Source organism: Acidobacteriota bacterium (assembly GCA_028874215.1).
In the GTDB taxonomy this organism is placed as follows: Bacteria; Acidobacteriota; UBA6911; order RPQK01; family JAJDTT01; genus JAJDTT01.
In genome coordinates this window covers 41,203-63,722 of the sequence record JAPPLF010000099.1, presented here as the reverse complement: position 1 = coordinate 63,722, position 22,520 = coordinate 41,203, and the positions used below count along the sequence as shown (strand labels likewise).

Sequence of the window (22,520 nt, the reverse complement as noted above, 5' to 3'; positions counted from 1 at the left end):
GTCCGGCGGGCGCAGGAACGGTCTCGGTGCTCGCGGGACTTTCACCACGGACTGTCAAGGCGTGTCTATAATGCGCACGGGACTTCCGCCGGGCAACGATGCCGGAGGGCGGCCGCCCGGCCAGGCGAAACATCGGCCATACGAACCCGTATCCGAACGATGACCGGCGCGGTCCGCCAAGATGGGAGCACCGGTTGAATTCCGAGAGGGGATTCTTGCCGCCGGTGGCCGTGAGAGAAGAAATGGACGCTCATTACCTGGAATGGCGGCAGGGCGGCCGGCCCTGCCGGATGGAGTTGCGGAAGAAGGAGCTGTTCATCGGCCGCAGATCCGATTCGGACATCGTTCTGACCGATCCCTACGTCTCGCGGCGCCACGCCCGGTTGCAGCAGCAGGACCGGGTCTACAAGGTCATCGATCTGGACAGCACCCACGGGACCTTCGTCAATGGGAACCGTGTCCGGGAACGGCTCCTGGAGGCCGGTGACAAGATCCGGATGGGACCCGGTCACAGCGAGTTCCATTACACGGGACTGGTGGAACAGGCCGGGAACCGGACCCTGAACCTGGAGGAGTCCGTCCTGCAGCTTTCGTCGGTCCTTCCCCCCGTTGCGTCGGTTGCCTCGGAGTTGGAGAAGATCTCCCACATCCTGGATTTCCAATATCAATGGGGCCAGACGTTCTCGGCGGACCGGATGTTGGGTCAACTGCTGGAGTCGGCGTTGCGGGTGAGCGGCGCGGAGCGGGGATTTCTGCTGACCTTCTCGGGGCAGAACTTCGAATACGTGGTGGGGATGGACCACGGGGGCGATCACCTTTCCGAGAACGAGTTCAAAACCAGCCATACGGTGGTCGAGCAGGTGGCTAAACAAGGGGAGCCGCTGCTGATGACCGAGGGCATCGACCAGCAGTTCGCCGCCCAGGAGAGCATCGTCAACATGCGGCTTCGAGCCGTGGCCTGCATGCCCCTTAAGTGGATCTCCGGCGACGGCGACCGGCCGGCGGTCCGGGGCATCCTCTACCTGGACAGCCGGAAGGCCATGCACATGCTCAGCGGCCTGGATCAGAAGATCCTGAGCCGGCTGGCCCTGGAGGCCTCGAACGTCTTCGAAAAGCTGGAACTGATCCAGAGCCTGGAGGAGCGGAAGCGGGTCCAACAGGAACTGTCCCTGGCCCAGGCGACGCAACGCGCTCTTCTGCCGCAGGACCTTCCCCATTCCCCGTCCTTCAGCGTCCATGCCTCCAGCACTCCGACGCGTTACGTGGGGGGCGACTACTATGACTTTCTCGATTCCGAAAGCGATGACCTGACCGGCGTCCTGGCGGACGTGTCGGGCAAGGGCGTCCCCGCGGCGCTGTTGAGCTCTTTTCTCCAAGGGGTTCTGGAGGTTGGATTCGGCGCCAGTTTGTCCTTGGGGGAGGCTGTCAGCAGAGCCAACGACCACCTCTTCCGGAAGACTCCGAGCAACCGTTTCGTCACCCTGTTTCTCTTCCGGGTCAATCCGTCGGGCGAGGGGGAGTACGTGAGCGCCGGTCACAATCCCGCATACGTCTGCCGGGCGTCGACGGGCGGGATCGAGGAGCTCAATCCGTGCGGCATGATTCTGGGCGCCTTCGAAAACGTCACCTACGAGTCTGTTGCCTTTCGCCTGAACGCCGGAGACATTCTCGTCGTATATTCGGATGGGGTGACCGAGGCCATGGATCCGAATGGGGAGATGTTCGGCGAAGCGCGTCTGAAGGACGTTGTCCGAGAATCGGCGGCGTCCGGCGGGGCCGCGGTCCAGGAGGCCATCCTGGCAGCCGTCCAGGGTTTCATGGGTAACGCCTCGGCCTACGACGATCTCACGGTTCTGGTGGTGGAGAGGCTGGACGCCGGAAATGCCTGACGATCTGCTCGGCAGTTACGAGATCATCGGACCTCTCGGGGCAGGGGGAATGGGCGAGGTCTACCGCGCCCGGGATACGCGCCTGAACCGGCAAGTCGCCATCAAAGTCCTCCCTCCGGGCTACGCCGAGCACTCGGATCGCCTGTCCCGATTCCAGCGGGAAGCGCGGGTTCTGGCATCGCTCAACCACTCCAATATCGCCGCCATCTACGGATTCGAGGAGGCGAACGACCGGAAGTTCTTCATTCTGGAGCTGGTGGATGGGCAGACGTTGGCGGAGCTCCTGGCAGAAGGTGCTCTGCCCTTGAAGAAAGCCGTGGGTTACGCGGTGGAAATTGCGCGAGGCGTGGAGGCCGCCCACGAAAAAGGGGTCATCCACCGGGACCTGAAGCCGGCCAACGTGATGATTACGCCCGACGATCGGGTCAAGGTTCTGGACTTCGGTCTGGCCAAGGCGATCGCCGAGAGTTCCGAACCCTCGGACCTGACTCATTCTCCCACCCTGATGGACGAGAAGACGAGAGAGGGCGTGATCCTGGGGACGGCTCCCTACATGAGCCCCGAACAGGTGGAAGGGATCCCCCCGGACCCGCGGACGGATATTTTTTCCTTCGGGTCGCTGATCTACGAGATGGTCACCGGCCGCAAGGCCTTTCCGGGAAAGACTCAGGCGAGGGTGCTGGCGGGGATTCTGGAGAAGGAGCCCAGGCCCTTGGGAAACCGGGTGCGCGGCGTCCCCCGGCAATTGGAATGGGTCGTGGATCGTTGCCTTCGCAAGGATCCCGAGCGGCGATTCCAGCACATGCGGGACCTGCGTCTCGCTCTGGAAGACGTGCTCCAGGAGTTGCAAAGCCCCCGCCGGTGGGGACGCCGGGTCACGTCATTGACCATCCGGGAGATCGCCGTCGCGGGTCTGGCGCTGGCGGCGATTCTGTTCGGGGGGTTGTGGTGGGGAACCGCCGGGGATCCTTCCAGGCTGGTTCCGCCACCCATGTTGACCCGGGTGACGTCGGTTTCCGGGCTCACGGTCGATCCGGCCATCTCCCGCCGGGGACGGCTGCTGGGGTATGCGTCGGACCGGAGCGGCGGGGGAAACCTGGACATCTGGGTTCAGCAACTGGGCGGAGGCGGTTCCCGCCGGACTCGGGACCCGGCCGACGACCACCAGCCATCCTTTCATCCCGACGGGACCAGGATGGTATTCCGATCGGAGCGGCGCGGAGGGGGTTTCTACTGGACCACGACCCTGGGAGACGAGGCCGGCGCCCGGTTCATCGTCGATGGGGGCCGGCGTCCCAGAGTCTCGCCCCGAGGCGACCGGATCGCCTATTGGAGGGGGCGGATCGGCGCCGATCTCAAGCGGGGCTCTCTCTTTACCACCGGCTGGAGTTCCGGCCGGCCCCAGACTCAACTGGCGGAGAGTTTCGCGGTCGCGAGTCATCCCATCTGGTCTCCCCGCGGGGATCACATCGTATTCCTGGGCTGGGAATCCTCCAGACGCGACGAAGATTTCGACTGGTGGATTCTTCGGCTGGAGGACGGTGAGATTCGAAAGCTTGGTCTGGCGGCCATGTTGCCCCAGGCCGGGATTTCCGGTCTGGTGATCCCTGGTGTCTGGGTGCCTCTCGACAACTTCATCGTCTTCTCCGCCCGCCGCGGGGACAGCGTCAACTTATGGCGTATCGCGGTCTCGCCCCGAACCCTGACCCTCTCGGGCGAACCCCGGCAGATCACTTCAGGTGTCGGCCCCGAGCTGGAGCCTTTCTCGGTCCGGCCCGGCCGGATCGCCTTTTCCTCGCAGATCGAGAACCTGGATCTCTGGAGTCTGGCCATCGACACAGACCGGGGACGTGTGCCGGACGGGGCGCGTCTGGAGAGGCTCACGCAACATGCGGGAGAAGATTCCCATCCGTCCCTTTCCGAGGACGGAGGCCGGATGGCCTTCGAGTCCACCCGCTCCGGGAATCGGGATATCTGGCTCATGGACCTGGGATCGGGTGCGAAGACCAACCTCACCGAGAGTCCGGGAGACGAGCGCCGTCCCAGGATCCGGATCGATGGAAGCCAGGTGGCGTACAGCGCCGGCGAGTCCGACTCGGAGAGCCGGGGCATCTATCGAGTGGAGGCCCGGAGACAGACTCCCAGGACAACGGTTTGTCAGGATTGCGGGCATCCCCTGGACTGGTCTTCCCAGGGAGACGACATCCTGGTGGTGCGCCGGGCAGGTGGAGGAAGAAGGTCAAGAGTCGATCTTCTCGACGTGACCAGCGGAAGACAGCTCAAGCTGCTGGAGCATCCCCAGTACAGCGTGGTCCAGGCCAGGCTCGATCCTGCCGACAAATGGGTCGCGTTCACGGTTTCCGAGGGTCCGCTTCAGGCCAGAATCTACGTTGCGCCCTTCCGCCAGGAAGAACTTCATGAGAGCGGCGGCATCCCGCCGGAGCGATGGGTGGCCGTCACGGACGGACAGGACAGGGACGGGATGACCGGCTGGTCCCCGAACGGAAATCTCCTGTACTTCGTCTCCAACCGCGGGGGAGCTCGCGGCATCTGGGTGCAGGAGTTGAACCCGGCAGACAGGAGGCCGGTGGGAGATCCCAGGATGGTCTGGCATTTTCGCGAGACCCGTCTGTCGCTGGCCGGCGTCTCGCTCAGCTCACTGCGGACCAACGTCGCGCGCGACAAGCTCGTTTTCACTCTGAGAGAGCGGAGGGGAGACATCTGGATAGCGCATCTTCCCGTGGAGGAAGAACGATTCGCCCGGCCGCCCTGGAGGCCCGAGGAGGAGCGGATTATCGACCTGTACCCCTACCGCCGCCGCTGAGGGAGCGGCCAAAGGAGCGGCGGCATCCTTGCCGCCGGGAGCGGCGGTTTCCAACCGCCGATGGGGGTTAGGGGGGACGGCAGTCCCCCCTTTACACTTGGACGTGGCCTTCGGAACCGGCGTAAACGATATTCGCCCCACAAATATGAGGTTCCCAATGAGAATGAGACGACTCTTGCTGATGGGTTGTGTGGCAGTCCTGACCGGTTGCGACCCCGGCCAGGTTGGAAACCCCCGGGTCTATTTCGAAGACTTCAATCAGGGCAACGGCGGCTGGTACGCTGACCGCCACTACGCGCTCCCCGTTTGGGACGGTGTGGCCTATTGCCACGGCCCCTGGTTTCTGGACTCCAACCACGCCCCGCCCGGAGCCGGATATCTCCACCTGGTGATGTGGCTGTACACCGACGGGAGATGGTACGAGCATCCCACGGCGGCCTCGCGCCTGCCTTACACCAACAACTCGTTCGTGGAGCAGGGCTACTCCACGCGCTTGGCCAACGCCCGAATGACGGTCCGCCTGCGGGGAGAGTTGCAGGCCCGGGGAGCCGAGCTTCTGCTGCTGGCCCAATCCGAGACCGACAAGACCACGGCCAACATGGTCCTGACCGGACAACCCATCCGGGTCACGAAGGAGTGGAGCGAGCAGACCGTGACTCTGGCCCCCGACCCCGGCCAGTGGACCTGCCTGGGTTCGCGACACGACCGGACCGGGCTCTACGGCTGCGACGAGATCGGGACGGTGCTGGAGGACGTGAACATCGACCTCATCTTCGTCCTGTTCCCGTTGGAGATCGTCCCCCTCTCGGACGAGGTGACGGACCTTCACGCGACCCGGGCGGGCATGGATTACCCCGTGGACCAGGATCGCCTGCCCAAGGGTCTGATCATGTTCGACTGGGTGAAGATCGAATACTGAAGATCAGGAATTCCAGACCCGTTCGAACAGCCTGAGCGCATTGCCGCTCAGAATCCCTTCGACCTCGTCGGCGCGATACCCGGCGTCGGACAGGACGTTTGCGAAATTGGCCACGTCCGCCATGGTGTCCACGTCCTTGGGAGTCATCTCGGCTCCGAAACCGCCGTCCATGTCGGTCCCGACGCCGACGTGCTCCAGCGTGCCGCCGGCCAGATCGCCGATGTGCTCGATGATGGGAATGAACCCGTCCATGCCGTACTTGCCGCCGCTGCCGTCGATGGCCGGCCGGTTTCCCCATTCGATGGCCGGATCGATGAAGCTCTGGCAGAAGACCATGCCGATGACGCCGTCCCGCCGGATCACTTCTCGGATCATGTCGTCGGTCAGATGGCGCTGGCCCTTGATCAGGGCCCGGGCGGAGCAATGGGTGGCACAGATGGGACCGTCCCAGATCTCCAGGGACTCCCAGACCGCCTGGTCGGCCATGTGGGTGATGTCCAGGATGATCCCGGCCTCGCGCATGGCCCGGTAGAGAGCCGGGGCGGGAGCCTTGATCCCTCCCTCGGTGCCGGTGCCGTGGATATAGGTGTTGTCGCCGAAGTGAGCGGGTCCCACCACGCGCAGTCCGGCATTCCACCAGAACTGGACGTCGTCGGGGTCGGCGATGGGATCCGCGCTCTCCATGGACAGGACATGGTAGATGGGGGTGTCCGGCTTCGGATCCTCCCAAACCTCGACGGCCTCTTCCAGGTCGGCCCAGCCGTGCACCGGCTTGAGCTGGCCCCGGCGGGCCATGGCCTGGTAGTACGCCAGGTGTCCCCGTCCCATGCCGATGCACTGCTCCTGGGTCCGCAGGCCGTCCTTCATGCGCCCCGATCGGGTCTGGGTCCGCGACATGATGGTGCTGAGGATGACGCCGACGCTACCCCGGCGGAGTTCGGGGAAGGTGGTGGTGCAGGTGCCGCAGGTGTGACCGGGAGCGACTTGAGGCGGTTCCCGCCGTTCCTGCTCCCGGACCTGTTCCGCCGTCAGAGTCAGGTCCCGATTCCAGTAGAGCGCGTCCCAGGCCAGGTCCAGATGCAGGTCGACGATCAGTGGCTTGCTCATTCGCAGATGATAGCCGGGTCAACGTTTTGATAACAGGGGCCAGTGGTCAACCCGGATTTCTCTTCAGGGCGGTGCGGTGATCGGCCAAACTTATGCCTTCAGGTAGTTCTCGCGACCGAAGACGTATTAGGGACCATGTAGGAGGGAGACAATGCGCATGAGATGGGTTTGTGGTGCGGTCCTGTGATAGTATTAACGAGACTCGTTATTATTAATGGCTGGTGAAGCGATTCAGGAGTCGTGGCGCAGAGCACCTTCTCCGCGGTCGGCCAATCCGCCGTCTGTCCCCAGACATTCAGCGCCGGGCGCGAATGAGGTTGCAGAGGGTGGTTGCCGCGACGGCGTTGACTGACCTTCGAGTCCCACCTTCACATCGGCTCGAATCATTGCGTGGCGACCGCACCGGACAGTACAGCATTCGGATCAACGACCAGTGGCGAGTGTGCTTTCGCTGGACGGACCATGGAGCCATGGAAATCGAAATAGTTGACTATCACTGAGGAGAAGAGAGATGACCACCAATGCCTCACCGGTCCATCCGGGAGAACATCTGGCGGAAATTTTGGGAGAGCTCGGCATCAGCCAGTATCGTCTGGCGAAGGCGATGGGCGTCCCGCCGATACGCATCAACGACATCGTCCACTGCCGCAGGTCCATTACGGCGGACACGGCGCTACGGATCGGTAAGGCATTGGGGATGACCCCCGAGTTTTGGCTGAATCTTCAGCGGATGTACGATCTCGACTTGGCCCGCTCTTCTGTAGACACCAGCGGGATCCAGCCGTTGGTGGAGGCGTCCGCGTGAATGCGGATGGTGTGCCTGCCCTCGGAAATCGCTGTGGATTTCTCGCGCCGGGACAGCGTAAACTGAGGCTCAGATTTGTGTTGCCGGTGGACGCCGGGTTGCTGTGAGGAGGATTTCGCATGTCCAGTTTCTCTGATCTGTTCCCATTTGCTGTTTGTCTGGTTGTGGCTGTCCTGCTGGCGGGAACCGTCAGCGTCGAGGCGGGCGAAAAATCCGCCCCCGCTCTCGACTTCACCCTGAAGTCCCTGGACGGCAAGGACGTGGATCTGAGCGCGTACAAGGGCAAGGTTGTGATGATCGTGAACGTGGCCAGCAAGTGCGGGCTGACGCCGCAATACGAACAGCTTCAGGACCTTCACGAGAAGTACTCGGGACAGGGCCTGGCGATCCTGGGATTCCCCTGCAACCAGTTCAAGGGCCAGGAACCGGGAACCGACGCGGAGATTCGCAAGTTCTGCACCGCCAACTACGGCGTCGAGTTCGACATGTTCTCCAAGATCGAGGTCAACGGCGACGGCGCGGCCGGACTCTACAAGTACCTCAAGTCGGTCCCGACCTCGCCCAAGGGGACCGGCGAGATCAGTTGGAACTTCGAGAAGTTCGTTCTGGACCGGTCCGGAAACGTCGTGGCCCGGTTCCAGCCCAGGACTCGCCCCGACGACCCCGCGGTCGTCAGCCTGATCGAAAGCAAGCTCTCCGAGCAGTAGAGTCCAGCGCCGCGGGAGGCTCCTCGCGAGGTCCGGCGGGATAGGGTAGACGCTTGCCGGGCGGACTGACGGCGGTCGACTGGGCCATCCTCCTCCTCTACGCCCTGGGAACCGTCGTCCTGGGCTACACCTGCGGCCGCCGGCAGAAGACGACCCGGGAGTACTTTACCGGCAGCGGCCGGATGAACCCGATGCTCATCGGGTTCTCCATGTTCGCCACGCTCCTGAGCACCATTTCCTATCTGGCCGTCCCCGGAGAGGCCATCTCCAAAGGGCCGGGAGGGCTGCTCAACTTCCTGGCCTATCCCTTCGCCTTCCTGATCGTCGTGTACGCCATCATCCCCGTCTACATGAGGAGCCGGGTGACCAGCGCCTACGAGCTCCTGGAAGAACGATTGGGGGTGCGGGTCCGGCTGTTGGGGGCGGTCCTCTTCGTCCTGCTCCGACTCACCTGGATGTCGCTGCTGGTCTTCCTGTCCGCCAAGGCCGTGACCGTCATGTTAGGGGTGGACGAGGCCTGGATCCCGCTGGTCACCCTCCTCACCGGACTGGTGGCGGTCCTCTACACGTCGCTGGGAGGTCTTCGGGCGGTGGTGATCACCGACACCGTCCAGGCCCTTCTCATGTTCGGCGGCGCCTGCCTGGCCATCGGCCTGGTGACCTGGGAACTGGGGGGACTGAGCTGGATTCCCACCGGCTGGCAGCCGCACTGGGACGTTCAACCCCTCTTCAGCTTCGATCCCGGAGTCCGGATCAGCATCCTGGGATCCATTTTTTACGTCTTCGTCCTCACCATCTGCGTCGCCGGAGGCGACCAGACCATGGTCCAGCGCTTCATGGCGACCCGGGACGTCCGCGCGGCCCGCCGGGCCTACCTGACCCACCTGATCGTGAGCGTCGTCATCATCGTCTCCCTCTGGACGGTGGGATTCGCCCTCTTGGGATACTTTCAGGAATTCCCCGGGAAGCTGCCCGGAGGGATTGAGCTGGTCCGGGACGGGGACGACGTCTTCCCCTACTACATCGCCTACATGCTGCCGCCCGGCGTTTCGGGACTGGTGGTCTCCGCCATGTTCGCCGCGGCCATGTCCAGCATCGATTCGGGGGTCAACTCCATAACGGCGGTCGTCACCCGGGATTTCCTGGCCCGCTTCGGCAGGCTTCCGGCCAGCGAGCGAAAGCGAACCCGCATCGCCAAGATCCTGGCTTTCGCCATCGGGGGGGGCGTCGTGGTGGGCGGTTCCTTCCTGCAGCATGTGCCCGGGAACATCTGGGCGGTGAGCAACAAGACCTCCTCGCTCCTGGCGGCGCCCGTCTTCGGGCTCTTCTTCTTCGCTTTTTTCGTTCCCTTTGCCAAGCCTCTGGGAGTGGCTGTGGGCACCGGCCTGGGGATCGTGGCCGGCGCGTTGACGGCCTTCTCCGGGCCCCTCTTCGGCATGGATCCGGTGACGGGAAAGGACCCGGTCAGCTTCATGTGGGTGGCGCCCTCCGCCCTGGCCGTGGACCTCTCCGCCGGGACGCTCATCAGCTACTGGCAGCACCGGCGGAGCCGGAGGAGGGTGGCGCGGTAGCAGCTACAGCGACCAGCGGGCCTGGCGAAGCACCGCCCGGGGCGAACTGGCCAGCTTCTCGTACCAGATGCTCAACAGGGTTCCGTCGTTCAGTTCGACCGTGGACGGATAGCCCAGGTCTCCCGAGTGGCCGTCCGCCGAGAGCGTGACCGGTTCGGACCAGGACCGGCCGTGGTCGGTGCTCAGCCGGGCCTGGTTGCCGTAGGGCCGGCGCCGGTACCCGTAGGTCATGACCAGCCGGCCGTCCCGGAGGCGGAGCAGGTGGGAGGGAAGCCCCCAAACGCCGATGGGCCGGGGCATCGACCAGGTCCGGCCACCGTCACTCGATTCGGATTGGAGGGTCTCCCGTTCGTTGACTTCGTTGTGGTTCCGGATCTGGATGATGAGGGTGCCGTCGGCGGCCTCGACGCCATGCAACTCGTGATAGTTGTGCTGGCTGTCGCCCGGACGGACGGGAATCCCTCCGGCCCAGCGCCAGCTCATGCCGTCGTCGGTGGATTCGCACGCCCCGATCCGGCCCTCGCCGTGGCCGAACTGCTTTCCCGGGTAGAGCAATCGTCCGTCGGAGAGCGGAATGGGTCCGTGGGGGCTGTTGACGGGGACCCGGTAAGGGGCCGACCAGGTGTCGCCGCCGTCGGTGGAACGCAGCATCCACCCTCCCAGCAGCGCCTCGCGCCGGTGAACCGGGATCCGGGCGTGGGCGGCTTGCCAGCGAGCCAGCTTCTCTTGCGGCCAGGCTCCGTCACTTCCCGGACTCTTGTCCTGGGCCCCGGCCAGGAGCTTCTGGTAGGCCACCGAGGTGAAGGTGGTGACCAGCAGGCTGCCCTTTTGGGTCTCCACGACTCCGGCGTCCCGATCATCGAGGGGACCGTCCATCAATATCCGGGGCCAGGTCCAGGTCCGGCCTTCGTCGTGGGAGCGCATCAGTTCCACCCACCCGAAGGGGCAGACATGGCCTTCCCGTCCTCCGGAGCAGACCACGAGCAACTCGCCGCCGGAGCGCCGGGCGACGGTGGGCCACCCGTGATAGAGGTGGGGACGGAGGCTGACCACCGAAGTCTCCCTGATGGCGCCCGCGCGGACCCTGCGGCTGCTGGAGAACGTAGTAACGGAAGTGACGGCGGCGGCGGTTCGGATCATCTCTCGCCGATTCAATTTCATGGGGATCATCGAAGACGGACGCGATTCTCGCCCAAGCGAGTCCTCGTGGACAGTTACTCTTTGTCCGATCGATCCTTGATGAACGCAGTCAAGATTCCAGTCAAAGCCGTGCCAACCAGGACAGCGGCGACCCAAGGTTGGTCAAGATACGCGCACCCGACGCCTCCACCGATCGCCAATGCCGCCAAGACGAAACCCAGCCACTGGCCACGCTCGATTTCTTTGCCCTGAAAATCCAAGGCCTTGTTTTCCCATGTCTGGCGATGCATCTGCTCGTTCTCTGCAAGCCTCATGATGCGGTTGGCCGAGCCCTATAAGACCTCCTCATATTGACGATTTAGAGCAGGTGGTGGGAGGGGGCCTCTAAATGACACCGCTTCCACAAAAGCAATCCGGGTCTCTTCCGGAAGTTTTTCAAGGATTTCCGGAGGAATCCGCTGGGGCAAGCTCTTCAAACTCGGTTCGATCTTCGCGGGAGTGTCGGAATTCCGGGGTTTGGGTTTCTTTTTCATTTTGCACTATTTCAAAAGCTCTCCACATGTCTGCGCCGATGGTAAACAGGTCGCCACTGTAGGAGCGTGTGTATCGCTCAGGCTTGAATTTGGAGGGATACAGCAACCCAGTTGAAGTCATGCCAGAAAAAAAGCCAAATATGAAGCCGTTCTTGGCCAAGCGATATTTCCCCAGCATCATTGTCTCATCCTGCCTGCCGTGCCAAAGAGTCCGGTTCCTCGTCCACGCCAGACTCACGTATGATACCCCACTCCGGGTGGCTCCGGTAGAGTTGTGCCCGTCCAGTCCAGGTGAGACGGTCAGGCAGCCGAGGGACGGCCGGCATGGATGTCGTGAGATGCCAAGACGCCGGGGGAACGAGCGTCGTTAGGACGTGAAGTGTCCGGTCCAGGCCGCCGGCTCCTTGCCGAATCGGAGCCGCGCGCAGGAGGTGGAATGTCAGATGCCAGTGACCATTCAGAGCTGAACCCGCGGTTGGCAACGCGCGCCGTCCACGCCGGCGAGCCCGAACCTCGAATCGAGGGCGCGGTGAGCATCCCCGTTTTCCAGTCGGCCACCTTCGAGACCGCGGGCGAGGAGAGCTACGACGCGGTTCGCTATGTCCGCCTCAACAACACCCCCAATCACCAGGCCCTCCACGCCAAGCTGGCTTCGCTGGAGGGGGGCGAGGCGGCGGTCGTCGCCTCCAGCGGAATGGCCGCCATCACCACCACACTGTTGGCGCTGCTCTCAAATGGAGACCACCTGTTGGCGTTGGAAGGGCTCTACGGCGGGACTCACACCTTCGTTACCCGTGACCTGGCGGACTTCGGGATCGGTCACGACCTCATGGACGGCAACCGCCCCGAGACCTGGTCCGCTCTCCTGAAACCGTCCACGCGCGCCATCTACGTGGAGACCATCACCAATCCCCTGATGCAGGTTCCGGACCTGGAGCGGTTGGTTCGATTCGCCCGGAAACATGGCCTGGTCTCCATCATCGACAGCACCTTCGCCACGCCCGTCAACTATCGGCCCGTGGAATCGGGCTTCGATCTCGTCGTCCACAGCGGCACCAAGTACCTCAACGGCCATTCGGACCTGGCGGCGGGGGTCGTCATCGGGCCCCGGGAGCTGGTGCGCCGGGTGACCCACCGGTTGAATCACCTGGGAGGCGTCCTGGATCCTCATGCCTGCTTCCTGCTGCATCGGGGGATCAAGACCCTGGTCCTGCGGGTGGGCCGGCACAACGAGAACGCCTTGGCATTGGCCCGTTTTCTGGAGGCGCACCCGGCGGTCGAAGAGGTCAACTACCCCGGTCTGGAGACCCATCCCCAGCATGGGCGGGCCCGGAAGCTCTTCTCCGGCTTCGGCGGGATGCTGAGCTTCGAGGCGCGGGGAGGGGTCGCGGCGGCCGAATCGTTGCTGAGTCGTCTTCGAATTCCCCGGTCGGCTCCCAGCCTGGGAGGAGTGGAGACCCTGGTCACCCGTCCGGCCACGACCTCACATGCCGGAGTGCCGGCTTCAGAGCGGATTCGGATGGGAATCTCCGACTCGCTGGTGCGGGTCTCGGTGGGCATCGAGGACCCCGGAGATCTGTTGGAAGATTTTGAGCAGAGCCTGGAAGGGATCTCGTGACCGGTGAAGATCGCGCTTCAGCCGGACGAAGCCTCCCGCTGCCGGTGGTGACTTTTGCCGCGGCCTCTCAGTAGACTTGGCCTGCATCAGTAAAACAGGAGCACATTTATGAAGTCCGTGGACGAGCGATACTACGACGACCATCCCGGGTCCTTCCGCCTGGCCGGCGGAGGACGCCGCGCCTTTCCCGACGGCGCCACCCACGACTCGCGTTGGATCACTCCCTTTCCCCTCTACATGACTCATTCCGAGGGGGCCTACAAATGGGACGTGGACGGGAACCGGTACATCGACTACGTAGTCGGGCACGGGGCGATTGTCCTGGGACACTCCTACCCCGCCATCGTTGAGGCGGTCAGGGAGCAGATGGGGCGGGGCACCCACGTGGGAGGCGCCACCGAGCAGGAGATCCGGTGGGCCGAGATCGTGAACAAGCTGGTCCCCTGTTCCGAGAAGGTCCGTTTTCACTCGTCGGGGACCGAGGCGGACCTGATGGCCTTCCGCCTGGTCCGGGCCTACACGGGACGGAACAAAATCCTCAAGTTTCACCACCATTTCCACGGCTGGAGCGACTACGTCGTCCTGAGTCCCAAGGGGGAGGCCGCCGGAGTTCCCCAGGGAACGGCAGGAACCGTGGTTCAGGTGGCGCCGGAAATCGGCGAGGTGGAGCGGGCCCTGGAGAATGACCGCGACATTGCGGCGGTGATCGTAGAGCCCACGGGGGCCATCGGCGGTCTTCTGCCCATAACACCGGGGTTCCTTCGCCGGTTGAGGGAGGTCACCCGGGATAAAGGGGTGCTGCTGATCTTCGACGAGGTCATCACCGGATTTCGAGCCTCGCTGGGAGGAGTCCAGCAACGCTACGGAATCACGCCGGATCTGAGCACCCACGCCAAGATCCTGGCCGGAGGCCTTCCCGGGGCGGCCGTCGTGGGCAAGGCGGAGATCCTGGACATGATCCAGCACCGTGGCGACCCCGAATGGGATGCCCGGCGCCGGGTCGCCCATCCCGGCACTTTCAATGCCAATCCGCTGTCCGCCGTAGCGGGAGCCGCGTGTCTCGAGATCCTGGACCGGGAACCGGTCAACGAACGGGTCGAGGCCGTGAACGAACAGCTCCGGTCGGGTCTGCAAGGAGTCCTGGACCGGCTGGGAATCCCCGGCCTCGCTTACGGTCTTGCCTCGGGCCTGTTCGTGGCGCTGGGGGTCGAGGGAGAGTGGGATGAAGCGAACGGGTGCACCGTTCCCCATGAACAGCTCAAAGCCGCCAACGATCCGACCCGGGCCGGCGTTCTCCGGAAGGCCCTCCTGAATGAGGGGGTGGACACCCAGGGAGGGGTGAGTTGGCGGATGACCGCGGCCCACACCGACGAGGACGTGGACTTCACCGTAGAAGCTTATGAGAGAGCGCTCCGCGCCCTGATTCGGGAGGGTTGGCCGGTCTCCGGAGTCGCAGCCGCGGAGACTGCAGCCCGGTAATTGAAGGCGGGCTGATCCATGATACGGCTGGTGGACTTCCTCTTCGGGGTCCGCAAGGAGGAAGTCCGACTCGCCGCGGTCCTGTTCTCCGGTTACGGCCTCATCCTCCTGACCTATTTCTTCCTCAAGCCGGCCAGAGACAGCTTGTTTCTGGTTGGCCCCGGTCCCAGTAACCTTCCCGCGGTTTTTGTCCTGATTGCCCTCGTGGCTTTGCCCGTCACGCTCGTCTACGGAAGATTGGCCCGGATTCTTGACCTGAACCGGCTGATCCAGTTGACCAGTGCCGTTCTGATCGGTTGCCTGCTGCTTCTTCGTTGGCTTCTGGCGTTGGAGATCTGGTGGATTTACTACGCCTTCTACGTCTGGGTCGACATCTACGGAATCCTGACCACGTCGCAATTCTGGCTCTTCGCCAATTCGGTCCTGAACTCGGCCCAGGCCAAGCGGATTTTCGCAGTCGTGAATCTCGGCGGCATACTGGGAGCCATCATCGGAGGCGAGTCGGCCGGCTTTCTGGTCGGAGTCGTGGAGATCCCGACCCGGGACCTGCTGCTGTTCTGCGCCGGTTTCCTGGCGCTCTCAACAATACTCCTGAACCGCGCCGGAAGCCTCGCTCGGCCGCCCGGCCGGACTCCCGCAACGGCGGCCCCTCTCCAGGAACCGGTGCGAAACTCTTTGCGGGAAGCGCGTTCTATGCTCCGGGACCACCGCCATCTCGCCGGCATCGGGGGCCTGCTTTTCCTCAGCGCGGTGGTGGCCACGTTGGTGGTTTTCCAGTTCAAGACCGTCGCCGTCCAGGCGTATCCGGACCAGCAGGCGCTGGCAGCCTTCCTGGGAAAGTTCTACGGGCGACTCAACATCGTATCCTTGCTTCTACAGACCTTTCTGACCTACCGGCTGATCCGGTTCTGGGGCGTGTCCGGGGCTATCCTGTTGCTCCCGCTGGGGCTGCTGTTTACTTCAGTGGGCATGTTGGCAGTCCCCACGCTCTGGGGCGCCGTCATATTGCGGGGTATCGACGGCAGCCTCCGTCCCTCCGTCGACAAGACGGGCAGGGAACTGCTCTTCCTGCCGGTGCCCCTCGAGGTCAAGAAGCGGGCCAAGGTGTTCATCGACCTCTTCGTGGATCGATGGTCGAGAGGTCTGGCCGGGGGATTGCTGCTGGTCCTCACCTCTTTCCTGCACTTTTCCGTCAACTGGATCAGCATGGCGATCATCGTACTGGCAGGATTGTGGGTCGTGCTGGCGCTGGCCGTCCGCCGCGGTTGAGTCGTCGTCCGTGACCCCCGGCTTGCCTTCTTTATCCGTTGCAGATACAAACTCCACAGCCCGTCGCGAATTTCAGCACGGACCGTCAATTGACAATCCCATGCGCGCTCACTATTTCCAGCACGTTCCCTTCGAAGGCCTCGGATGCATCCGGCCCTGGCTGGTCGACGCCGGCTACGAGGTGACCTGCACGAGATTCTTTGAATCGGCAGAGGTGCCCGAGCTGGACGACGTCGACTTCCTCATCGCCATGGGCGGCCCCATGAGCGTCAACGACGAGGAGGAGCTTCCCTGGCTGGTCTCCGAGAAGCGGTTCATCCGCCGGGCCATCGAGGCCGGGAAGCCGGTCTTGGGGATCTGCCTCGGTGCACAGCTCATCGCCAGCGCCCTGGGCGCCCGGGTCTACCCCAACGAGCTGAAGGAGATCGGCTGGCTTCCGCTGCGTGGAATCGACGGAGGACCGGACTGCTTCCGGTTTCCCGAGGTCATCCAGGCATTTCACTGGCACGGGGAGACCTTCGATCTGCCTCCCGGCGCGGTCCATCTGGCGCGAAGCGACGGCTGCGAGAATCAGGCCTTCCAGATCGGGAGATCGGCCGTCGGCATGCAGTTCCACCTGGAGACGACGCCGGACGCGGCAAAGAAACTGGTCGTCAACTGCCGGGCGGAACTCGTCCCTTCCAGGTACGTACAGTCGGAGGACGAGCTGCTCCACGCCGCGCCCGGGAACTACGGGGCCGTCAATGGATTGATGGTGGAGTTGCTCACGTACTTGAGAACTGCGGGTTAACCGGGTCCGTTGCCATCCTTGGAACGGTTCCGCGTCTGTTGGACCGGCAGACTCCGGATCCACTCCCGAACCAGGCGCACTCCCTCTTCATCCACCACGTTGGAGGCGATGTGGGGCATGCGGCCCAGGCCCACCATGGCCATGCGATGGGGGATGATGGACCGGTCCGGGTGTCCCGGGACCACCAGCCGCGGCTGATCCAGTTCGAATACGCCATGAGCGGCGACGGTGTCGACGATGCCGGTCTGCTCCAGCGGCATGGAGCCGATCAATTGAAAGTCGGCGTTGCCGCCCCCCCACTTCACGTGACAGTGGGAGCAGTTGGCGTGAAGGTAGGAACGCGCCCGCAGATCGGTTTCCAGATCGGGATTCCCGTAGTCGACCAGCCGGCCCAGCTTTTCCGGCGGAGCCGGCAGCGGGTTGGTGAAGACGCCCAGATGGTCCAAGGTCCGAAGCTGGTTGGCCACCACTCCCCCGTAGTCGTGGTCCTTGTTCATCTGCAGGGTATTGATGCCGAGGATGTATTTCGCAGCCGTTGTGTGGCAGAGGGTGCACTCGGCGCGGCTGGGGAACCGCCAGATCTGCTCGCTGGTGCCGCCGTCCGCCTCCCGAATGGTGAACGCCCGGTCCAGGCCCTCGCTTTCCAACAGCTCGGCGTCGGTCTGCTCCTCGTTCCAGAGGTAGACATATCCCTTCCAGACCTGCGCTCCCACTTCATCGGTTCCGGGAATGCGCTCGTGGTGAAGAAGCCGCGTCTCCAATCGCCTGAGGCTGTCGGGGTTTCCCCTCTCCATTTCCAGCGAGAAGGTCTTGACCAGGACGGTTCCGTCGGGGAATTTCCAACCCGGGGGGACGCCCGGCGCCGGCTGCGGGTAGATCACCGAGTCGTACTCGATCTGCGACAGGTCCGGCAACGCGATGTAGCGTTCCTTGGCGGCGTGGTCCGACCAGAGGGCGGCGTTGACCGAATAGGGGATCAGGCCCGGGGCGGGGGTCATTTCCCCGGTGGAGGTGAACAGCCCGGTCTCGCTCAGCAACCGGGGAAAATCCGCCGTTTGACCGGGGGATTCGGGGCGTGGAACCAATCGGTGGAACTGGCCGCCGACGAAGTCCAAAAACAGGAGCTCGTGGTTCTGGTCCTGACCGATGGCGACGATTCGCAGCAGCGTGTCGGCCAGTTGGCGGAGATTCTCAACCCGCGTGCCGTCGTAATCGAGGGACCAGATCTTCCCGGTGTCGTGGTCTCCGTAGACGTAGCTGTCCGCCAGCGACTCCAGGCGCGTTCCCCGGTAGACGTAGCCGCCGGTGATGGAACGGAAGTCGGTGTGGGAGTGTTCCACCAACGGAGGCAGGATGGGCGTGGGACCCAGGGGGCGCTCGGGCCGGAAGGGATGGGTCGCCTCCATCACGCTCCAGCCGTAGTTTCCTCCCTTCTCGATGATGTGGATCATCTCCCAGAGGTCCTGGCCGATCTCGCCGACCCACAGGCGGCGGGCCGGACCGAAGCTGAACTTCCAGGGCTGACGGAGTCCGTAGGCCCAGACCTCCGGCCGAAATCCTTCTCTCCCCACATAGGGATTGTCGGGCGGGATGCCGTAGTTTTTCCCGGGATCGGGACGGTTCACGTCGATTCGGAGGATCGATCCCGGGAAGTCGTCGGGGTTCTGGCCGGTCACCAGGCTGTCGGCGATGCCGCTCGCGTCGCCGGTGCCCAGATAAAGGTATCCGTCCGGACCGAACCGGATGCAGCCTCCGTTGTGGCCGCCCGAAGGCCAGACGAGGAGGACCGTTTCCGAGTCCCGGTCGCCGGTGGGGGGGTGCCCCGGATTCGCCCGGTAGCGGGAGAGTTGGCTGCCTTCCGGCAGTTCCTTCGTGTGATGGTCCACCTGGCTCACGTAGAAGTACCGGTTTTCCTGGAAGTCGGGGTGGAACTCCAGTCCGTAGACCGGCTTCCCGACGTCCATGAACAGGTGCGTCTCGGTGACTCCGGGACGATTCTCGAAGACGTAGATCTTACCGAAACGCTCGACCACGGCGATGAGGTTGGTGCCGGGAACGGTCGTCACCTCCAGAGGCTGGTCGAAGCGAATCTCCGGAAACGCGACTTCCGTGGTGTAGGGATCGGGCGGATCCGGTGTGCCGTGGACCCGCGAGGTGGTCCACGCTTCCCGGTGCTCGATGCCGACGGGAGCCGGATCCGACAGCGGCAACCAGAGGATGATTCCCGCCAGAACCGCGGCCAAGATTGCAACCAGCAGAGTTTTTCTGCCCATGCCGAACTCTCCTTTAGAGGGTCATGGCTCCATCGATGATCACCGCCTGGCCGGTCATGAAAACGGAATCGTCGGAGGCCAGGTAGAGGGCCAGCGCCGCGATCTCCTCGGCTTGGCAGAGGCGGCCCAGGGGCTGGCGGGCGATGAAGTCCTTCCTGGCCTGCACGGGATCCGCCGCAGTGTTGATCCGGGACTGAAGCGAGGGCGTGTCCACCGTCCCCGGACAGATGCAGTTGGCGCGAATCCCGTTGTTGACGTAATCGATGGCCAGGCTCTTGGTCAGGCCCACGACCGCCGCTTTGGAGACCGAGTAGACGCCCCGTTTCACGACTCCGGAGAGGCCGGCGACGGACGCGGTGTTGATGATGTTTCCCGAGCCCTGGCGCAGCATGACGGGAAGCGCATGGCGGCAGGTTCGGAACATGCTCTTGACATTGAGGTCCAGGGCCTGGTCCCAGTCCTCCTCCGTAGCCTCCAGCAGCGTCCCTTGGTGCACGAAGCCGGCGTTGTTGAACAATACGTCGATCCGGCCCAGTTCCCGGGCCGTCCACTCCATGGCTTCCCGGCACCGGGAGGAGGAGGTCACGTCGACGCAGAGGCCGTGGCAGGCGAATCCCTGGTCCCGAATATCGTCCACCAACCGCTCCAGACCCGCCGGGTCGAGGTCCAGCGCCACGACCGTGGCTCCTTCGGCGGCGAACAGGCGGGAGGAGGCCTCTCCGATGCCGGCTGCGGCTCCCGTGATGATGGCGACCTTGTCCTTGAGGCGCATGTCGAAGGCCAGTTTTATCACCCGGTTCCGAAGCTTCGCAAGCTGTCCGGCCTCACCTGAATTCCAAACAAAATTCTCCTAAGCACAGTCCCTGGTTGCCGATCCGCGAATCCCGCCCATTTGCGCCGCCGCTGAAATTTGGTGATAGAATCCGAGATTCGTCTGGTTACAATAGGAATTCCCTGAAATCGGAACAACTGACAGGTTACATGGTCATGGCTTCCTCAAGTGTCTCCCCCAGCGCCCCCTCCCGAGTGCAAAGACTCCAGGGCTCGGACATTCTGGCCGAGGCTCTGGTGCGGGAGAACGTAGAGGTGATTTTCGGGTATCCCGGCGGAGCCTCGATGGAGATTCATCAGGCTCTGACCCGGCTGGGAGTCCAGGACAAGATCCGGGTCATCCTTCCCCGTCATGAGCAAGGCGGCATCTTCATGGCGGAAGGGTATGCCAAGGCCACGGGAAAGGTGGGCGTTGCCCTGGCGACGTCCGGTCCCGGGGCGACCAACCTGGTGACGGGAATCGCCGACGCCAAGATGGACTCGGTCCCCATCGTGGCCGTCACCGGACAGGTGCCCCAGACCATGATCGGGAAGGACGCCTTTCAGGAGACCGACATTGTCGGGATCACCCGTCCCATCACCAAGCACAACTACCTGGTCCAGAAAGTCTCGGACCTGCCCCACATCGTCAAGGAGGCCTTCCACGTGGCGTCCAGCGGGCGGCCCGGTCCGGTTCTGATCGACATTCCCAAGGACGTCCAACAGTCCAGCGCCAAGCCCAAGTGGCCGTCCCGCGTGGACCTCCGGAGCTATCGCTCGAAAATCAAGGCCAGGGACCGGGAACTGGGTCAGATCGCACGGGCGATTCGCAAGTCCAGGCGCCCCATCATCTACGCCGGCAACGGCATCATCTGCTCCAATGCCTCCGGAGAGTTGCGGCGCTTCGTCGAGAAGACGGGCATTCCCACGGTGATGACGGTCCTGGGCCTGGGCAGTTTCCCGGCCGGCCATCCTCTCTGCTTCGACATGCTGGGCATGCATGGCGCCGTCTACGCCAACTACGCGGTCAACAACGCCGATCTGCTGCTGGCCTTCGGAGTTCGCTTCGATGACCGCGTCACCGGAAAGGCCGAGGAATTCGCCAAGCACGGCACCATCGTCCACGTGGACATCGATTCTTCCGAGATCAACAAGATCAAGCCGGCCCAGATTCCGGTGACCGGTGACGTCCACGACCTCTTGCGGCGTCTCAACCGGATGGACTTGGGCAAGACGGACTACTCCGGTTGGTTGTGGAACTTGATGGAGGTGAAGCGTTCCAAGCCCTTCCACTACCGCCAGGAGGGAGACCGGATCATGCCGCAGTACGTTCTGGACCTCCTCTCCCGGAAAACCCGGGGCAAGGCCATTCTCACCACCGGGGTGGGTCAGCACCAGATGTGGGCCGCGCAGTACTTCAAGTTCGTCTATCCTCGCACGCTTCTGACTTCGGCGGGTCTGGGGGCCATGGGGTTCGGCTATCCGGCGGCGCTGGGCGCCAAGCTGGGCTGCCCTGACTGGGAGGTCATCGACGTGGACGGAGACGGAAGCTTCGTCATGAACATCCAGGAGCTGGCGACCGCCTATGCGGAGGAAATCCCGGTCAAGGCGCTGATCCTGAACAACCAGCACCTGGGCATGGTGGTCCAGTGGGAGGATCGCTTCTACTCCAGCAATCGGGCTCACACCTTCATCGGCGATCCCCGGGATCCGAAGAACATCTATCCCGACTTCGTCTCTCTGGCCCAGGGGTTCGGACTCCCGGCGCGCCGAATCACCCGGCGGGAGGAAGTTTCCGACGCCCTGGACGAGATGTTGGACAGCAAGACCGCCTACGTTCTGGACGTCGTGATCCCCTATACGGAGCACGTCCTGCCCATGATTCCGTCGGGACACACCTTCGCCGATACCATCTACGACGAGGCGTAGGGCCGAGCTGGAAAGGATCTGCCGATGCCTGGCGAGTTGAAGTCCGCTTGGGAACTGGCTCTCGAGAAGCTGGAGGCTCAGGAAGAATATTCGGTCGTAAGCCTGAACGACGAGCAGCGGGATGCCATTGCCCGGGTCCGAAACAAGTACCAGGCCCGCATCGCCGAGGTGGAGATCCACAAGCAGGCTCAGATCGCTGTGGCCGCCGAGACGGGGGCCGCGGACAAGATCCAGGAACTGAACCAGCAGCTTTCCCGGGACAAGTCCCGCCTGAATCGCCAGATGGAGCGGGAAATTCGCAAAATCCGCGGCGAGTAGCTCAATTTCTTCGCAGTTTCCTCCGTCCCGCCGTTCCTACAAACAGGGATCAGACTCGTCGCAGCAGTGCTGGGCATTTGCCGCGGAAGCTGTCTGATTCATCAGCAAGAAGGTAGACTGGACTGAAGTAGGGGCGCTCATGGGAGTTATGGTCAGCGAGATTTACGACGCGTTTATTGACGCAGGTGTGGAAGAGGCCAAGGCGAGAGCGGCAGCGGCAGCCGTTCCAATTGGTGAGCATTTGGCCACGAAGCAGGACATCGCGCGGCTGGAAACCAGACTCTACCGGGCACTCTGGGTCCAGGTCGGAGGGTTCGTGGGTTCGCTTGTCGGCCTGGTCGGCACCGCAATTGCCGTGGCCTATTTCCTGGATCGCTATCTCCCCGAAGGAACGCTCGGACCCTAGTCGAGGCGGCATGGGATTACGCCGCGCTTCGAGTCTACGTCCGTTTTCTTCACAGTAACCTCCATCTCGCCGTTCGTACGAACAACGGCAGGACTCGTCCCAGTGGTGACAGCATTTTGTGCTAGCATAGGGT

The 22,520-nt window shown here is 63.5% G+C and carries 20 protein-coding genes; 14 read left to right on the top strand and 6 right to left on the bottom strand.

All coding sequences use genetic code 11. The annotated features are described in order from the left end of the window. The first annotated feature begins 242 nt into the window (after positions 1–242). From OXT71_19965 to OXT71_19955, 3 genes are all read left to right on the top strand, one after another. On the top strand, positions 243–1,889 hold the full coding sequence (locus OXT71_19965) for a SpoIIE family protein phosphatase (GenBank protein MDE2928667.1): 1,647 nt from the start codon (positions 243–245) through the stop codon (positions 1,887–1,889). Next, on the top strand, positions 1,882–4,713 hold the full coding sequence (locus tag OXT71_19960; protein ID MDE2928666.1) for a protein kinase: 2,832 nt from the start codon (positions 1,882–1,884) through the stop codon (positions 4,711–4,713). Before OXT71_19965 ends, OXT71_19960 begins: the two co-directional genes overlap by 8 nt. Positions 4,714–4,870: 157 nt before the next feature. After that, positions 4,871–5,632, top strand: coding sequence for a hypothetical protein (locus OXT71_19955; GenBank protein ID MDE2928665.1), 762 nt, complete (start codon positions 4,871–4,873; stop codon positions 5,630–5,632). Positions 5,633–5,635: 3 nt separating this feature from the next. On the opposite strand, the gene OXT71_19950 is transcribed toward OXT71_19955, so the two are convergent. Continuing rightward, entirely contained in the window at positions 5,636–6,739 is a 1,104-nt protein-coding gene (locus OXT71_19950) for a membrane dipeptidase (protein MDE2928664.1), read from the bottom strand. Positions 6,740–6,957: 218 nt separating this feature from the next. Here OXT71_19950 and OXT71_19945 point away from each other — a divergent pair, with 218 nt between their 5' ends. From OXT71_19945 to OXT71_19930, 4 genes are all read left to right on the top strand, one after another. Continuing rightward, positions 6,958–7,239 (top strand): type II toxin-antitoxin system RelE/ParE family toxin, encoded by a 282-nt coding sequence (locus tag OXT71_19945; GenBank protein ID MDE2928663.1) that lies wholly within the window; start codon positions 6,958–6,960, stop codon positions 7,237–7,239. Between the two features lie 11 nt (positions 7,240–7,250). Further along, positions 7,251–7,544 carry a HigA family addiction module antitoxin gene (locus OXT71_19940; protein ID MDE2928662.1) on the top strand — a complete coding sequence of 98 codons (294 nt, stop codon included), beginning with the start codon at positions 7,251–7,253 and terminating at the stop codon, positions 7,542–7,544. 119 nt (positions 7,545–7,663) lie between these two features. Further along, positions 7,664–8,251: a glutathione peroxidase gene (locus tag OXT71_19935; GenBank protein MDE2928661.1), complete on the top strand. Its 588-nt coding sequence runs from the start codon at positions 7,664–7,666 to the stop codon at positions 8,249–8,251. A gap of 53 nt (positions 8,252–8,304) precedes the next feature. After that, complete coding sequence (locus tag OXT71_19930; protein MDE2928660.1) at positions 8,305–9,822, top strand: sodium/solute symporter; 1,518 nt, start codon at positions 8,305–8,307, stop codon at positions 9,820–9,822. 3 nt (positions 9,823–9,825) lie between these two features. Here the strand turns inward: OXT71_19930 and OXT71_19925 are convergent, their stop codons facing one another. The 3 genes from OXT71_19925 to OXT71_19915 form a co-directional block, all read right to left on the bottom strand. Then, complete coding sequence (locus OXT71_19925) at positions 9,826–10,983, bottom strand: sialidase family protein (protein MDE2928659.1); 1,158 nt, start codon at positions 10,981–10,983, stop codon at positions 9,826–9,828. Positions 10,984–11,036: 53 nt separating this feature from the next. After that, positions 11,037–11,276, bottom strand: coding sequence for a hypothetical protein (locus tag OXT71_19920; GenBank protein ID MDE2928658.1), 240 nt, complete (start codon positions 11,274–11,276; stop codon positions 11,037–11,039). Between the two features lie 121 nt (positions 11,277–11,397). Continuing rightward, positions 11,398–11,676, bottom strand: coding sequence for a hypothetical protein (locus OXT71_19915; protein ID MDE2928657.1), 279 nt, complete (start codon positions 11,674–11,676; stop codon positions 11,398–11,400). A gap of 255 nt (positions 11,677–11,931) precedes the next feature. Between OXT71_19915 and OXT71_19910 the strand changes: the two genes are divergently transcribed. The 4 genes from OXT71_19910 to OXT71_19895 all read left to right on the top strand — a co-directional run bounded on the left by OXT71_19910 (position 11,932) and on the right by OXT71_19895 (position 16,651). Next, positions 11,932–13,113 (top strand): aminotransferase class I/II-fold pyridoxal phosphate-dependent enzyme, encoded by a 1,182-nt coding sequence (locus tag OXT71_19910; protein ID MDE2928656.1) that lies wholly within the window; start codon positions 11,932–11,934, stop codon positions 13,111–13,113. A gap of 108 nt (positions 13,114–13,221) precedes the next feature. Continuing rightward, positions 13,222–14,592, top strand: coding sequence for an aminotransferase class III-fold pyridoxal phosphate-dependent enzyme (locus OXT71_19905; GenBank protein MDE2928655.1), 1,371 nt, complete (start codon positions 13,222–13,224; stop codon positions 14,590–14,592). 18 nt (positions 14,593–14,610) lie between these two features. Continuing rightward, positions 14,611–15,861, top strand: a complete 1,251-nt coding sequence (locus tag OXT71_19900) for an Npt1/Npt2 family nucleotide transporter (protein ID MDE2928654.1) — start codon at positions 14,611–14,613, stop codon at positions 15,859–15,861. 100 nt (positions 15,862–15,961) lie between these two features. After that, the gene (locus tag OXT71_19895; GenBank protein MDE2928653.1) at positions 15,962–16,651 is read left to right on the top strand and encodes a gamma-glutamyl-gamma-aminobutyrate hydrolase family protein; all 690 of its coding nucleotides are present in this window, start codon (positions 15,962–15,964) and stop codon (positions 16,649–16,651) included. Here the strand turns inward: OXT71_19895 and OXT71_19890 are convergent. Beyond that, the gene (locus OXT71_19890) at positions 16,648–18,924 is read right to left on the bottom strand and encodes a PQQ-dependent sugar dehydrogenase (protein ID MDE2928652.1); all 2,277 of its coding nucleotides are present in this window, start codon (positions 18,922–18,924) and stop codon (positions 16,648–16,650) included. The genes OXT71_19895 and OXT71_19890 overlap by 4 nt on opposite strands. 13 nt (positions 18,925–18,937) lie before the next feature. Then, positions 18,938–19,696: a glucose 1-dehydrogenase gene (locus OXT71_19885; GenBank protein MDE2928651.1), complete on the bottom strand. Its 759-nt coding sequence runs from the start codon at positions 19,694–19,696 to the stop codon at positions 18,938–18,940. A gap of 215 nt (positions 19,697–19,911) precedes the next feature. Between OXT71_19885 and ilvB the strand changes: the two genes are divergently transcribed. The 3 genes from ilvB to OXT71_19870 all read left to right on the top strand — a co-directional run bounded on the left by ilvB (position 19,912) and on the right by OXT71_19870 (position 22,387). Then, a complete protein-coding gene (gene ilvB / locus OXT71_19880; protein ID MDE2928650.1) occupies positions 19,912–21,663 on the top strand; it encodes a biosynthetic-type acetolactate synthase large subunit in 1,752 nt (583 codons plus the stop codon). 24 nt (positions 21,664–21,687) lie between these two features. Further along, on the top strand, positions 21,688–21,981 hold the full coding sequence (locus tag OXT71_19875; GenBank protein ID MDE2928649.1) for a hypothetical protein: 294 nt from the start codon (positions 21,688–21,690) through the stop codon (positions 21,979–21,981). A 139-nt stretch (positions 21,982–22,120) separates the two neighbouring features. Beyond that, the gene (locus OXT71_19870) at positions 22,121–22,387 is read left to right on the top strand and encodes a hypothetical protein (GenBank protein MDE2928648.1); all 267 of its coding nucleotides are present in this window, start codon (positions 22,121–22,123) and stop codon (positions 22,385–22,387) included. Positions 22,388–22,520 lie beyond the last annotated feature (133 nt).

Coding starts and splice junctions, on each gene's coding strand:
- OXT71_19870 (MDE2928648.1), top strand. CDS start 22,121: ATGGGAGTTATGGTCAGCGAGATTTACGACGCGTTTATTGACGCAGGT.
- OXT71_19925 (MDE2928659.1), bottom strand. CDS start 10,983: ATGAAATTGAATCGGCGAGAGATGATCCGAACCGCCGCCGCCGTCACT.
- OXT71_19890 (MDE2928652.1), bottom strand. CDS start 18,924: ATGGGCAGAAAAACTCTGCTGGTTGCAATCTTGGCCGCGGTTCTGGCG.
- OXT71_19935 (MDE2928661.1), top strand. CDS start 7,664: ATGTCCAGTTTCTCTGATCTGTTCCCATTTGCTGTTTGTCTGGTTGTG.
- OXT71_19915 (MDE2928657.1), bottom strand. CDS start 11,676: ATGATGCTGGGGAAATATCGCTTGGCCAAGAACGGCTTCATATTTGGC.
- OXT71_19875 (MDE2928649.1), top strand. CDS start 21,688: ATGCCTGGCGAGTTGAAGTCCGCTTGGGAACTGGCTCTCGAGAAGCTG.
- OXT71_19940 (MDE2928662.1), top strand. CDS start 7,251: ATGACCACCAATGCCTCACCGGTCCATCCGGGAGAACATCTGGCGGAA.
- OXT71_19885 (MDE2928651.1), bottom strand. CDS start 19,696: ATGCGCCTCAAGGACAAGGTCGCCATCATCACGGGAGCCGCAGCCGGC.
- ilvB (MDE2928650.1), top strand. CDS start 19,912: ATGGCTTCCTCAAGTGTCTCCCCCAGCGCCCCCTCCCGAGTGCAAAGA.
- OXT71_19960 (MDE2928666.1), top strand. CDS start 1,882: ATGCCTGACGATCTGCTCGGCAGTTACGAGATCATCGGACCTCTCGGG.
- OXT71_19955 (MDE2928665.1), top strand. CDS start 4,871: ATGAGAATGAGACGACTCTTGCTGATGGGTTGTGTGGCAGTCCTGACC.
- OXT71_19905 (MDE2928655.1), top strand. CDS start 13,222: ATGAAGTCCGTGGACGAGCGATACTACGACGACCATCCCGGGTCCTTC.
- OXT71_19900 (MDE2928654.1), top strand. CDS start 14,611: ATGATACGGCTGGTGGACTTCCTCTTCGGGGTCCGCAAGGAGGAAGTC.
- OXT71_19920 (MDE2928658.1), bottom strand. CDS start 11,276: ATGAGGCTTGCAGAGAACGAGCAGATGCATCGCCAGACATGGGAAAAC.
- OXT71_19965 (MDE2928667.1), top strand. CDS start 243: ATGGACGCTCATTACCTGGAATGGCGGCAGGGCGGCCGGCCCTGCCGG.
- OXT71_19910 (MDE2928656.1), top strand. CDS start 11,932: ATGTCAGATGCCAGTGACCATTCAGAGCTGAACCCGCGGTTGGCAACG.
- OXT71_19895 (MDE2928653.1), top strand. CDS start 15,962: ATGCGCGCTCACTATTTCCAGCACGTTCCCTTCGAAGGCCTCGGATGC.
- OXT71_19950 (MDE2928664.1), bottom strand. CDS start 6,739: ATGAGCAAGCCACTGATCGTCGACCTGCATCTGGACCTGGCCTGGGAC.